The sequence below is a fragment of the Streptomyces sp. ICC1 genome, from assembly GCF_003287935.1.
Taxonomy (GTDB): Bacteria; Actinomycetota; Actinomycetes; order Streptomycetales; family Streptomycetaceae; genus Streptomyces; species Streptomyces tritrimontium.
The window spans coordinates 3,251,703-3,264,671 of record NZ_CP030287.1 but is presented as its reverse complement, the minus strand read 5'-3'; the positions used below and the strand labels follow the sequence as shown (position 1 = coordinate 3,264,671).

Genomic DNA, 12,969 nt, shown 5'->3' with positions numbered 1-12,969 from the left:
CATGACGCCCGACCCCATCGACCTACTCATCCCCACGCCCGGGCAACTCGCCTGGCAGCAGGCCGGGTTCGGCCTCTTCCTGCACTTCGGCATCAACACCTTCAACGGCGCCGAATGGAGCGACGGCGCCCTGGACCCGGCCACCTTCGACCCCGCGGAGCTCGACGCGCGCCAGTGGGCGCGTACCGCCGTCGAGGCCGGAGCGAAGTACGTCGTGCTGACCGCCAAGCACCACGACGGCTTCTGCCTCTGGCCGACCGACACCACCGCCTACTCCGTGGCCTGCGCACCCTGGAAGGACGGAGCGGGCGACGTGGTCGCCGAACTGGCCGAGGCCTGCGGGGAGGCGGGCCTCGGCCTCGGGCTCTACCTCTCGCCCTGGGACCGCAACGCGGACTGCTACGGGGACGCCGGCGCCTACGACGCCTTCTACCTCCGCCAGCTCACCGAACTCTGCACCCGCTACGGACCGTTGTACGAGCTGTGGTTCGACGGCGCGGGCTCCGAGGGCCGCACGTACGACTGGGAGGCCGTCATGGCCGTGGTCGAGCGGCACCAGCCCGACGCCATGGTCTTCAACATGGGCCTCCCGACGATCCGCTGGATCGGCAACGAGGACGGCCTCGCCACCGACCCCTGCCACTACGTCACCGACTCCACGGGCATCAGCCTCTACGACGACCGGCCGGCCGAGCTCGGAGCGGCCCGCTACCTGCCGCCCGAATGCGACGTACCCGTCCGCGCGAACTGGTTCTGGCAGCCGGACGACCGCGACACCCTCAAGAGCCGCGAGGACCTGCTGGAGATCTGGTACTCCTCGGTGGGCCTGGGCGCGGGCCTGCTGCTGGGCGTCCCGCCCGACCGGCGCGGGCTCATCGACGACGCGGACCGGTCCCGGCTCCTCGAGTTCACCACCGAACTGGCACGACGCCTGGGCGATCCGCGCGAGGCCGCGCTCACGGCCGTGCCCACGCCCGACGGGACGGAGGTCTCGGCGGTCTTCGACCCGCCCGTCCGCGCCGACCACCTCGAACTGCGAGAGGACCTCACCCGGGGGCAGCACGTCGAAGGCCACGAGGTGTGGGCGGACGGACGGCTGATCGCATCCGGCCACACGGTCGGAGTCCGCCGCGTCCACCGGATCGACCCCGTGACCGTACGGGAGCTGCGCATCCGCCTGACCGGCCCGGGCGCCCGCCTGCACTCGGCGACGGCGTCCGGCGCCACCTGAGCCGGACGCCGCACTAGTGCTGTGACCGGCGCCCAGGTCCGCGATGCGCATGGCCCAGGAGAAGAAGCCGGCTCGGCCGGCCGGCTCGGCCGCCCCCAATCCGAACCGGTTCAGCCGGCCGGTCCCGGGAGGGGGTGGCGGGGGTCAGGCGATCTGCCAGCGTTGGTAGGGCGAGGCCGTGTCGGGTTGTTGGGTGGCCGGGGCGCCCTCTGCGGCCGATGCCGTGGTCAGGAGCAGGCCGCTCTTCTTGTTGGTCACCGAGTGGTCGCCCGAGCCCAGCGCCGCGATCAGCCAGCGCTGGCTGTCACCGCCGCCGCACGCGGCCTGGACCACGGCAGCGCCCGGGGCGGTGGAGCCGCCCGCCACGTCCGCGCAGAGGCTGGACGAGCCATTGGCCAGGGTGTAGCTGCCGTCGGTGTTGAGGGTGAGCCGCCACTGCTGGTTGGGGCCGCCGTGCGGTGTCCAGGTGATCAGCTGGGTACCGGGGGCGGTCGAGCCCGCCGGGTCGTCGAGCGCCTTCCCGGCGCTGAGGAGGGTCCGGGTCCCGCTCAACTGCCCGCCGTACACCTCGAATTCGTACAGGGAGTTGCCGTACGTCGTGCCGCGCTGGGTGGCGTACACGCGGATGTAGCGCCCCGACCCGGACAGCCGGCCCGGTCAGGTCCTGGACCCCGCCGGCGCCGGTCGTCGTCGAGTACGCGGTGCGCCAGGTGGTCCGGTCGTCGGACAGCTGGATCTGGAAGGCCTTCCCGTAGGCGGTCTCCCACCGCAGGACCACGCGGTTCACGGCCTGGGTGGACCCGAGGTCGACCTGGAGCCACTGCGGGTCGCTGTACGCGCTCGACCAGCGGGTTCCGGCATCGCCGTCGGTCGCCTGCGGGGCGGGGAAGTTGACGGTCTCGGTGCTGGAGGCCGTGGTGGGCCGGTTGCGGGCCAGGTTGCCCGGCTGGGCGAGGCCCGGCCAGGCGGGGTTGTGGCCGATCGCGGCCATGATGGGCGTGAAGTCGGCGTAGGCGGCGACCGGTTTCGGCGAGCCCCACGTCTGCTGCGCCAGCCCGCGCAGCGGGTACTGGATGCCGGCCGCGATCTGCGCCTCCGTCTCGGCGTTGGGGTTGTCGCACCACACGTGGATGAGGGAGCCGGGGTTCTTCGAGGGGTCGGTGAGGGTGGCGCCGCCCTCGAAGCGGTCCGGGGTCCAGGTCTCGTACATCCACTTGGTGTCCGGCTTGGCGCCGCCGAGCACGTAATACGTGGGCGTCCAGGACTCGTTGGCCACCGTGTGGCCGGCCGCGACCAGCTGCTGCGGGGTGAGCCCGTAGCTGTACCAGTACTCGACGAGGATGCCCGCGTTGGGAGTGACGGTGCCGTCCCCGGCCTTGATGCCGTCGTTCCACATCCGGGTGGTCTTGCCGCCGGCCCGCACCAGCGCGTCGGCCCAGTTCACGAACCCGTAGTAGGTGTCCTTGGCCGTGGCGTTCGCGCCGTAGTGGGCGCGGGCGTAGCTGAGCAGCTGTGGGTACTTGCCGTAGTCGGTGACGTACTCGTCCGCGCCGATGTGCCAGTACGGCGCCGGGAACAGCGGCAGGTACTCGTTGACCAGGTCCTTGATCAGGGTGTATGCGCCGGGCAGGGACAGGTCGATGAAGTCCTGGCTGACCGCGCCCGAACTGCTCTTGAGCTTGAGCTCGGGATGGGCCGCCAGGATCTGGTTCATGTGCCCCGGGGTGTCGATCTCCGGCACGATCGTGACGTGGTACTTCTGCCCCAGCGCGACCAGATCGGCGATGTCCTGCTTGGAGTAGTGGTCGGCGGAGACGATCTCCGGATGGGTCGAACTCTCCAGCCGGAAGCCGAAGGTGTCCGACAGGTGGAAGTGGAAGTAGTTCAGCTTGAGGTAGGCCAGCTCCTTGATGTGCTGTTTGACCCAGTCGACGGTGAAGAACTTCCGCCCCTGGTCGATCATCAGCCCGCGCTCGGACTTGGTGGGCCAGTCCACCGCCGTCCCGGCCGGCACCGAGGCCGACTGGTGCAGCAACTGGAGCACGCTGCGGGTGCCGTTGAACGCGCCGGTGTCCGTTCCCGCCTTGAGGGAGAGGGACTGGCCGACGGTCATCCGGTAGCCCTCGGCGGGCAGCGAGGCGTCACCGAGGCTCAGGCCGATGTCGCCGGCGGCGGGGGTCCCGGTGGCGACCGCCACCGTACGCCCGGTCAGTGCGGCCAGATCCTCCGCGAACGTGGCTGCCTCGTCGGAGAGTTGGGCGGTATGGGCGGGATCCACGACGATCCGGCTGGCGCTCGTGAAGCCGTACGCACCGGTGCCGGCCGTCCACTGCCGCAGGGCCGGCAGGGTCTGCGGCGCCCCGGCGGCGGCGGAAGGGGTCGAAGCGGCAGCGGCGGAAGTGGCGGAAGCGGAGGCGGTGGTGCTCGCGCCGGCCGTTCCGGGGAGGGAGAGCGCGGCCACCGCTAAGGCGGACGCGATGAGGAGTCTGAGCAGACGCATGGCGAGTCCCCAAGGGCGGTGAGGTGAGGGGGAGTGCACGGCTGTGACTCCCTCCGGCCGTGACGGCCGGAGGGAGTGGCCAAAGTGCAGCGCAGCGCCCGGTCTATGTCAAGAGATGCTTGGAACTGCGTCCGAATGAGCATCATCGCGCAGCGCGCGGCCGGAATCAGCGGTCAACCCGGACAGCAGGCGCAGCGCCGCGTCCGAGGAGGAGGACTCGGCGGCGCTGTAGAGCAGCATCCGGTGACCGGTTCCGTCGCTCAGGCGCAGGCTCTCGAAGTCCAGGGTCATCGGACCCACGGCGGGATGGTGCAGCTCCTTGGTCCCGACGGTGCACTCCCGTACCGGCTGCTTGGACCACAGGTCCGCGAACTCCGGGCTCCGCAGCATCAGGGACCCGATGAGCCCGGCGAGCGCGCGGTCCTCGGGATCGCGGCCGGCTACCAGCCGCAGCGCGGCCAGGGCCACGCGCGCCTCGTTCTTCCAGTCGGTGTACAGCTCCCGCGTGTGCGGGTCGAGGAACAGCATCCGGGTCAGATTGGGGCGGCCGGCCGGCTCGTCCGGGCTCGCGAAGGCGAGGTGACCTGCGAGCAGGGCGTGGCCCAGCGGATTCCAGGCGAGCACGTCGTTGCGCGCGTCCAGTACGACGGCGGGCACCTGCGGCATCGCGCCGATCAGCCGGCGCGTGGTGGCCCGCGCGTACTCGGGCCGCGGCGGGCGCACCCGCTTGGCCTTCGGCGGGCGGGCGAGGTCGCGCAGGTGCGCGTGCTCGTCCGGGGTCAGGCGCAGGGCGCGGGCGAGCGAGTCGAGGACGCTGTCCGAGGCGTTCGTGCTCTGCCCCTGCTCCAGGTGCGTGTAGTACGTGATGCTCACCCCGGCGAGCAGCGCGAGTTCCTCGCGGCGCAGGCCGGGTACGCGCCTGCGGGTGCCGTGCGTGGGCAGTCCGACGTCCTCCGGCTGGAGACGGGCGCGGCGGTTGCGGAGGAAGTCGCCCAGGGCGGTGGGAGTGTCCATGCCCTCCAGTGTGCCGAGGACCCGTCGCGAACGGGGCAGGTGAGGGTGGCCCTGGCAGTGACAGCTTCCCGGGTGCCAGCACGGACAGGGGGCTGGGTAACACCCCGGGACCGGGCCAGAGTCGCTTTCCGGAACACCTTGTGCCGTGGGTGAGGGAAAGGACGCGAGACGATGTCGGTTGTCGGGCAAGAGCAAGAGCAAGAAGAGCGGAATCAAGAGAAGGGGCCGGCCCGTCTCGCGGGGCGGCAGGTCCTGGTCCTGACGGTCCTGCTGGTGGCCCAGTTCATGCTGGCCGTCGACTTCTCGATCCTGAACGTCGCACTGCCGGTGATCGGTGACGGTCTCGGCTTCTCGCTCCCGAACCTCCAGTGGATCGCGACGTCGTTCGCGCTCAGCGCCGCCGGGTTCACCCTCCTGTTCGGCCGGATCGCGGACCTGTTCGGCCGCCGCCGGCTCTTCCTGGCCGGTCTCGCGGTGCTGGCCCTGTCCTCCCTGGCCGGAGGCCTGGCCACCAGCCCCGAAATGCTGCTGGCCGCCCGGGTGCTGCAGGGCCTGGCCACCGCCGCGGTCACCCCGGCGGGCCTGTCCCTGCTGACGACCTCGTTCCCCGAGGGACCGCTGCGGCAGAAGGCCCTGGGCCTCAACGGGGCCCTGATGTCGGCCGGTTTCACCGCGGGCGCGGTCCTCGGCGGGGTCCTGACGGACCTGCTCTCCTGGCGCTGGGCGTTCTTCGTCAACGTCCCCGTCGCCCTCGCGGTCCTCGCCGTCGCCCCGGTGGTGATCAAGGAGTCCCGCCCCGCCGTCCGCCCGAAGCTCGATCTGCCCGGTGCCGCCACGGTCACCCTGGGGCTGCTGGCCCTGATCTACGGTCTGACGCGGGCGGGCGAGCACGGCTGGGGCTCCGGGCCGGCGCTGGTGTGGCTCGCCGCGGGGGTGGGCCTGCTGATCGCCTTCTACGCCGTGGAGTCCAAGGCTGCGTACCCCCTCGTCCCGGTCTCCGTGCTGAAGAAGCGCACGGTCGCCTGGGGCAACACGGCCGGGCTGATCGCCTTCCTGACGGAGACGAGCCTGGTCTTCCTGATGACGCTCCACCTCCAGGAGGTCCTCGGGTTCTCCCCGCTGACGGCCGGTCTCTCCTTCGGGGTGCTGGGCATCGGCACGGTCATCGGAGGCTCCCTCGCGCCGCGGGTCATCGCGGCCACGACCACCCGTACCACCCTGGTCATCGGAGGACTGCTCCAGGCCGCCGCCACCCTGAGCCTGGTCGCCCTGGGCGAGTCACGCACCGGGATGTGGCTCCTGCTGGCCGCGACCTTCGCCGGAGGCATCGGCAACATGCTGGTGATCGTCGGCTTCATGGTCACCGCCACCACCGGTCTGCCCGATCACGAACAGGGCATGGCCACCGGCCTCGCCACGATGACCCAGCAGATCGGCATCACGATGGGCACCCCGGTCATGAGCGCGATCGTCGCGACCCGGACCGGTATCCATTCCGGCATCACCACCGCGATCCTGGTCAACACGGCGATCGTCCTGGCCGGGACCCTGACCACGGTGCTCTTCCTCCACCGAACCGAAGGCCCCCGCCAACGGTGACCAACCGGCGCGGCCGGCCCGGGCGGCCCCACCGGCCCGACGGGCCCCGCCGATCCCGCCGGCTCCGTGGGCCCCGCCCGCGCCGGAACCTGCCCCGTGCCGGTCAGGGGGCCCAGGGCAGGCGTACCGCCTCGACCTCCGTGTCGGCCAGGAGGGCCTCGACGAGCGGGGTGGGGCCCGCGACCTTGGTGGCCCAGAGGTCGTAGTCCGTGCACAGGACCCAGGAGCGGTCCTGGGGCCAGAGGTTGGACGGGGTCCAGCCGTCCTCCTCGGGGTGGTCGTACAACGCCTTGGCGTCCGCGAGCGTGCCGGCCCGGACGTGCAGGTTGTCGAAGTCCTCGGCCCCCTGCAACAGCGGGTTGTAGTAGGCCAGGCAGCCGGTTTCCGCACCCCGCGGGCTGTGCGCGGTGAGGATGTCGACCAGGCGGTTCCAGTCGGTCCGGTCCAGGTGGCCCTCGGACGGCCCCGTGATGCCGACCGGCCAGCCGCTCGGCTCCCGGAGCGAGGGGAAGGAGCGGTAGCAGGGCAGGTGGCCTTCCGGTGCCACGGGATCGCCGGTCCGCCGCGAGAGCTCCGCCCAGAGCAGCCGGCGCCAACGGGGGCCGTGGGGCTCGCCCACCGTGCCCCCGAACACTTCCTCGGGGTCGAGGCCCGGGATGATCTCGGGCCCGCCGCCGTTCAGCACGGCCCGTTGGTACGCGACGAAGGACATGCCGGTCGGCCCGAGTTCGTGTTCGAACATGGAGTGGAGCACCCAGGCCGAGTCGGGCAGCGCCGGCGGCATGAAACCGGTGAGCCCGTCATCGTCGGCCAGCTCCCGCAGCCAGCCCGTCTCCGCCGATGCCTCCACTGATGCGGCGAGCGGCCACCGGGCGGCCGCCAGAGCGGCGGATGTCTCGTACATCCGTCCAGGATCCCACCCGCGCCCGGGCGCGGGGCAGCCCCCCAGCACGTGCGCGGGGCAGGGGGCTGCTCTAGCGTCGAAGGGGGGAGGGAAGGCCCTGCCGAGCCGGTCCGGTGCGGGAGCCCGGGCCCGGCGGCCGTACGCCGGCCGCGCGCTCGGCGGCGTTCCCGCGCGGGTCCGGCACATCCAGGTCTCGGGCCGCGCGGCGATCCGGAGAGAAGGTGCGTTCCCATGCGCACACCGACCCGTACGACCCGCAGGACCCGCAGGACCCGCAGGACCCGCAGGAATCGTATGACCCGCACGTCGACCCGTATGGCAGGTGTCCTCACCGGTCTGGCCCTCGCGCTCGGCGGCGCGGCCCTCACCGCCCCCGCCGCCCACGCGGACGTCTCGGCCTGCATCAACCAGGTCGAGCGGGAGCTCCAGGGCGGCGAGGCCCCGGCCTCCGTCCGGGCGTCGTGTTACATCGGGTCGGCCGGCGCCCAGGACGAGTGCGTGTCCGGCCTGACCGTGGATAACGTGACCAAGGCGACCGCGGAGGCGGCCTGCAAGGCGGCGGCCAAGTAGCAGCTCGGCTCCGGACTCCGTAAGCCTGCGCCGGCGGTCCTCACCCCGGCCGCAGGCCGCCCGCGTGAGGGATCGTCCCGCCACGACGTAGCCCCGTCCGGTGTTGGCAGGTCGCACGCCGTCGCCGAGCACCACGACGGCCGAGCGCAGGTGGTCGCAGACCAGGCGCAGCGACGTTTCCTCCAGGGGCCACAGGTCCGGCACGAGGCGGCGCCAGGGGTCGAAGAGGTCGCACTCGAAGACGGACGGCTTGCCCTGGAGCAAGGAGGCCAGGCGTTCCAGCCCGAGTCCGGTGTCGACGTTGCGCCGGGGAGCGGCACGAGCGAGCCGTCGTCGAGCCGGCGGTGGCTCATCGTCACGTGGTTCCAGACCTCCACCCAGCGGTCGTCGCGGGCGCCCGTATCCCCACTCGAGGCTGCGCGGGCCCTCGTAGTCCCACAGGGACCAGGTACCGAGCATTTCGAAGACCGTGAGGTGGGTGGCGTCGCCGACCGCCTCCAGGTCGGTGGTGCGCAGACAGCGCTGCACGTTGACCAGCCGGTTGCCGAGGGGGTGGGGGCGGCCCTCCAGGTACGGAGTGAGCGGGTGCATGCCGGAGGTGGTGAAGAGCACGGGGTCGCCGGGTGGGGGGAGCAGCGTCGAGCCGGTGATCCGGCGGTGACCGCGCTCTTCGAAGTACTCGACGAACGTCCTGAGCAGAAGTTCTGTGTTCACGGGGGGCTCCTTCGCGTCACAGCGGGGGGAGGCACCGGGAAACGGACCGCTCAGTCGTCCGGCCGGGGGCAAGGGCGCCACGGCACTGACGACGGACCCGACGGACCGTTTCCGGTCGCCGGGGGAGGGGAGGTCAGACGGCGGCAACCGGCGAGCTGGTCGCTCGCGCGGTCGCGGTGGTGGTGCTGGAGCCGTCGACGTTCATGCGGGTGACCCTAACGCGGACCTGACCACCGGAGCACCCGGATTTCGCCGCGGGCACGCCCCGCCCCGACCCGACCCGACCCGACCCGCCCCGAACTGACCCGACCCGACCCGGCCCCGTGCCCAGGGCTATCAGGTGGGGTGGTGGAGCGCGGGCCGGGACCAGGGTGCGTCGGGGCCGTCGGACTCCGGACGCAGCCCGAGCTCGCGGAGTTGGTTGGCCGCCATCATGGCCGTGAACATCGCGTTCGGGTTGGCTCCGCCGCCCCCCAGCGCGGCGAAGGCTTCCAGGTAGCGGTCGGTGAACGTGCTCGGCCGGACCGATCCGCTCTCCCCGGTCAGTGCGAGCGCCGCCCCCTGCAGGGCGGTGGCCTGCTCCAGCAGCCCGTCCAGGTAGGGCACGGCCTCGGCGCCGCGGCGCACGGCGAAGGTGTGCCCGTCGGTGAGGAGCGTCGCTCCGCCCTCCTCGAAGAGGAGGGCGGCGGCGCCGAGTACGGTCTGGAGTTTGAGCTGGTCGGCATCGGCCATCGCGCCGCAGGGTCCGTTGCCCTCGTCGGACAGGTGGAGGACGCCGCAGTCGGCCAGGTGCACGATCACGTGACCGGCGCAGTGGCCCTGGCTGCGCAGCACGCGGACCGCGCCGTCGGCGAAGGTCCAGCCGATGAACCGGAGCGAGCCGATCCGGATCTGCTCCGGCGGCCGCTCCTCGTAGGTCCGGGTGGTCGCGCCGAAGGGCCGCATCGGCCGGAAGAGCGGCACCAGCTTGCCGGCCAGGGCGGGCGGCGCGGGCATCGGCGCGAACCCGGCGATGCGGTCGAAGGACCGCAGCCAGTACGACACCGGGTCCCGCATCTGGTCGAGGTCGGGGGCGGGCACGTAGTGCTCGGCCGGCACGCCCAGCTCGTCGGCGAGGTCGTTGTTGCCGACGTGGTCGAGATGGCCGTGCGTGGTCAGCAGCAGCGCCCGGGACCACGGCCCGACCCGGTCGGCCGCCTCGCGCAGTGCCGCGCGGAAGGCCTCCGTGACGCCGGTGTCGACGAGGACCAGAGTGTCGCCCACCCGGTGGACGAGTGCGTTGGCGACGTCGGGCTGCCCGTGCTCGACGTCCAGTTCCTGCCCGAGGACCAGCACGGTCCGGTCGTCGATCTCGATCAGATCGCCGAGCTCGGTCACGGCCACGGTTCCTCCCGCGGTGTCGGCCACGAGTCCCTGCCGACGAGCGTACGCCGCACCGCGCGCGGTGTCCCCGGGAAGCCTCCGGTCAGGACCCCCGCGGCCGGTCTGCTAGGGGGCCGAGGCGGCCACGGGGTCGATGCGGCTACGGGGTCGCGGCGCGGAAGAGTGCCAGGAGGGCCCGGGCCGGCGGGGTGTCCGCGTGGAAGAACTGCCTGCCCAGCTCGGGCGGCACGGCGGTTCCGCGCATGCGGACCTCGTGGCAGCTGAAGCAGAAGGCCGCCTCGAACAGCGCCAGGTCGAGGGAGTCGTCGTACGCCGTCATGCTCCAGCCCGGCGAGAATCCGCAGCGGTGCTGTCCGCTGCCGGGCAGGTCCTCGATCAGGGCCAGGGCGTCGGCGACTTCGCCCTCGGCCCAGTGGGCGACCACGCTGCCGGGATACGGGTCGCTCGGCTTCCTCGGGTGCGCGGAGATCTTCACGACCTCGATCAGCACGGTGGCGGCGACGGCTTCGGCGGGGAGCTGCATGGGCGCAGTCTGCCCGACGGCACGCCTTCGAGGCGGACGTCACGAAGATCGGTCCGGCTCCTGCCCCGGGCTCGCTGCCCGGTTCAGCGAACCCTGGGCAGGCCGAACGCCGACATCCGCTTCTCCTCGTAGGAGAGGAACCCCAGCGACCGGTAGAAGGCGTGGTTGCGCTTCCCCTCGGGCGTCGATTCGTGGTCGGTCGACAACAGGAAGAAGCGGCAGTGCGCGTAACGGGCCTTCAGGTGCTCGAGCAGTTCCCGGCCGATGCCCTGCCGGTGGAACGCGGGGTTGACCAGCAGATCCTGCACGTAGCAGACGCTCTCGTCGTCGGAAATCGTCCTGGCCAGTCCGAGGAGCGAGCCCGATTCGTCTCGGGCGGTGATGACCAGGTGCGAGTTCGCCAACCCGCGGCAGAGCTTGTCGACGTCGCGGGTGTAGCCCTCCCATTCGACCGACTCGTAGAGCTGGAGCATCTCCCGCGGGTCGAATACGACCTCTTGCGCAATGATCACACCGGTCTCCCCTGCTGTTCTGTCGCCCCGTGCCACCGACGGCCGAGACGAACGACAACCACCTTGTTCCGCCGGACGGGCCCCGGGCATCACCCTGCTTCGCGCGGAGGACACCACAACTCCACGGCGGAACTGCCCGGCCCCACAGCCTCCGTGATGCTGACAGCGGTACGGTCGAACGTTTCATAGGACCATTCGTCCACGCTCCCCGGGTCGGCACCTACCCCGGTGATCATGCCCCGCAGCAGCCGGCCCGGGCCGTCGCGGCCGATGATCCGCGCATTCAGCGGCTTCTCCCCGCCCCGAGGGGAAACAACGGGGATGCGCGCTTGGATCTCGTGGCCTCCCCGCCCCCTGAACTCCTCGGCCGTTCCCCCGTCTCGGCGGATCCGAGCCGCCAGTTCTTGCCGGACGGATCCCCAAGACCTTCCTTCAGCGGCACGGAACGCCTGGAGTTGAATGGCTGTCGGGCCGCGCACCAGCGTGACGCCGCTCGGCTCCCGTGGGGCGTGCGCTGCGTCGGTTGGTGCGGCCCCGCCGGTCAGACCGCGGGGCCGAGGTCTCCCGCGAGGAGCGTTTGTACGATCTTGGGACGGTCCCAGAGGGCCAGGATCTCGTTGGCGAGGGCCACGACGGGCAGGTGGTCTTGATCCCGCACCGCAATGGCCGCGGCTTTCAGGGTGCGCGGGACAGCTCCGGCGTCCAGCAGGACGCGCCATTCCAGCGCGCCGAGTTCCAGGAACTCCAGTCCAGCGAGCCCAGCGACCTCCAGGGGGTCGGCCAGCGTGCCGGGCAAGGCGGTAAGAGTCCGCAGACGGGGCAGGTCCCTGACGGGCGCGAGCCTGAACGGTGCGCCGTCCCAGGCTCCGATGGTCAGGACTTCCAGGGCGGGATGGGCGGCGGCCTGGATGGTCTCAAGGCATCCGGTGCCGACTCTGGCCACGGCCGGGAGCCCGTCTTCGCGACGGTCACGGCGTTCCTCCCGCATCCGGCCCAGGACGAAGTCGGTGAGGGAATCGGCCACGAGCTCGGCACCGAGGCTCTGCTCGTGATCGACCAGGATGACCTGCCCGAAGTGTCCGGCGGGGCCGGGAGTCAGGTCGACGGCGAACTCGTCGCCGCCGTTGCTCCCGAAGCCGATCCAGCCAGGGGAGCCGGCCAGGGCCTGCACCGCTGCGTCGGACGCGGTGCTGACCGCATGCGTCGCGCCGTGATCCCAGCCGGGGTGACGCACTGCCGCGTCGACGCTGTACAGGTGCTCCAGTCCGGAGAGCTCGCAGCCGACCGCCTCGCCGGCGCGGTCCGCCTCTTCGAGAGGGAAGCCGTCGCCCGAGTACACCCGTGTCACCCGGTACAGCACCTTGAGTTCATCGGACAGCGTGACACCAAGACGCGCTTCGGCGGCAGCGATCTCCTCCTCCGTCGCTCCGACGGCGTCAGGCAACCGCTCGCGCAGCGTCCGCTCCAGCAACTCCGGATCCGCCGATGGTGCCGGCACTGCCCCGGGCACCGGATCCGGGCGGCGGCCCCAGGGCTCGGCCAGGGAGCCGTCGGCCAGGACGAGCACCCCCAGGTCCGCGTAGCCAAGAGCCGGTTCCACAACGGGGGTCGGCCAGACCAGGCCGAGCGTGGTCCTTCCGTCTGGGTGGGCCTCTGCCCTGAATGCGATCTCCCGGACCCTTCCGTGCGCGAGCGCGCGCTGTATGCCCTCCACCGCGGTCCGCGCCGCCGACGACATGGGTCCCCGATGCGCAAGGCTCGTGCCGTATTGGCTGATGCGTCCTGCGACGCGCGCCGACCGGGCGGCACGCCGATCCGTGTCGTCGGCCAGCATGAGCCGCAGCACCGGCTCCCAGGTCGTGAAGTCGGACACCGATGACAAGGGGGGTCTCTGATCAACCATGCGCAGACCGTACGCGGAGCCAATGACGGCGAAGGTGCCGGGCCGCCGCGCCACCGCCTGAGCGGCGCGGGCTCTGTGGCGGAAGGGACTCGGAGCCGGCGGTAGGTCGAGCTGTA

10 protein-coding genes and 2 pseudogenes are annotated in these 12,969 nt (G+C 71.8%); 3 read left to right on the top strand and 9 right to left on the bottom strand.

Translation table 11 applies throughout. The features are described 5' to 3' along the window. The first annotated feature begins 1 nt into the window (after position 1). Complete coding sequence (locus DRB96_RS15500; protein WP_112448997.1) at positions 2 to 1,231, top strand: alpha-L-fucosidase; 1,230 nt, start codon at positions 2 to 4, stop codon at positions 1,229 to 1,231. Between the two features lie 144 nt (positions 1,232 to 1,375). On the opposite strand, the gene DRB96_RS44610 is transcribed toward DRB96_RS15500, so the two are convergent. The 3 genes and pseudogenes from DRB96_RS44610 to DRB96_RS15490 form a co-directional block, all read right to left on the bottom strand. Continuing rightward, positions 1,376 to 1,798, bottom strand: coding sequence for an RICIN domain-containing protein (locus DRB96_RS44610; protein ID WP_239516382.1), 423 nt, complete (start codon positions 1,796 to 1,798; stop codon positions 1,376 to 1,378). Between the two features lie 163 nt (positions 1,799 to 1,961). After that, positions 1,962 to 3,731, bottom strand: a pseudogene (locus tag DRB96_RS15495) (family 20 glycosylhydrolase); the annotation flags it as partial. 108 nt (positions 3,732 to 3,839) lie between these two features. Beyond that, on the bottom strand, positions 3,840 to 4,745 hold the full coding sequence (locus DRB96_RS15490; protein ID WP_112448996.1) for a helix-turn-helix transcriptional regulator: 906 nt from the start codon (positions 4,743 to 4,745) through the stop codon (positions 3,840 to 3,842). A 171-nt stretch (positions 4,746 to 4,916) separates the two neighbouring features. Here DRB96_RS15490 and DRB96_RS15485 point away from each other — a divergent pair, with 171 nt between their 5' ends. After that, complete coding sequence (locus DRB96_RS15485; RefSeq protein WP_112448995.1) at positions 4,917 to 6,344, top strand: MFS transporter; 1,428 nt, start codon at positions 4,917 to 4,919, stop codon at positions 6,342 to 6,344. Positions 6,345 to 6,447: 103 nt separating this feature from the next. Here the strand turns inward: DRB96_RS15485 and DRB96_RS15480 are convergent, their stop codons facing one another. Beyond that, positions 6,448 to 7,248 (bottom strand): hypothetical protein, encoded by an 801-nt coding sequence (locus tag DRB96_RS15480; protein ID WP_204358031.1) that lies wholly within the window; start codon positions 7,246 to 7,248, stop codon positions 6,448 to 6,450. A gap of 294 nt (positions 7,249 to 7,542) precedes the next feature. Between DRB96_RS15480 and DRB96_RS15475 the strand changes: the two genes are divergently transcribed. Continuing rightward, positions 7,543 to 7,818, top strand: a complete 276-nt coding sequence (locus tag DRB96_RS15475; protein ID WP_112453443.1) for a hypothetical protein — start codon at positions 7,543 to 7,545, stop codon at positions 7,816 to 7,818. An 81-nt stretch (positions 7,819 to 7,899) separates the two neighbouring features. On the opposite strand, the pseudogene DRB96_RS15470 reads toward DRB96_RS15475, so the two are convergent. The 5 genes and pseudogenes from DRB96_RS15470 to DRB96_RS15445 all read right to left on the bottom strand — a co-directional run. Then, positions 7,900 to 8,532: pseudogene (locus DRB96_RS15470) on the bottom strand (alanine--tRNA ligase-related protein); the annotation flags it as partial. Between the two features lie 336 nt (positions 8,533 to 8,868). After that, on the bottom strand, positions 8,869 to 9,909 hold the full coding sequence (locus DRB96_RS15465) for an MBL fold metallo-hydrolase (RefSeq protein ID WP_112453442.1): 1,041 nt from the start codon (positions 9,907 to 9,909) through the stop codon (positions 8,869 to 8,871). A 145-nt stretch (positions 9,910 to 10,054) separates the two neighbouring features. Further along, the gene (locus DRB96_RS15460; RefSeq protein WP_112448994.1) at positions 10,055 to 10,438 is read right to left on the bottom strand and encodes a hypothetical protein; all 384 of its coding nucleotides are present in this window, start codon (positions 10,436 to 10,438) and stop codon (positions 10,055 to 10,057) included. An 83-nt stretch (positions 10,439 to 10,521) separates the two neighbouring features. Then, complete coding sequence (locus DRB96_RS15455) at positions 10,522 to 10,950, bottom strand: GNAT family N-acetyltransferase (protein ID WP_204357733.1); 429 nt, start codon at positions 10,948 to 10,950, stop codon at positions 10,522 to 10,524. 541 nt (positions 10,951 to 11,491) lie between these two features. Beyond that, positions 11,492 to 12,832, bottom strand: a complete 1,341-nt coding sequence (locus DRB96_RS15445) for an SMI1/KNR4 family protein (protein ID WP_162689014.1) — start codon at positions 12,830 to 12,832, stop codon at positions 11,492 to 11,494. Positions 12,833 to 12,969 lie beyond the last annotated feature (137 nt).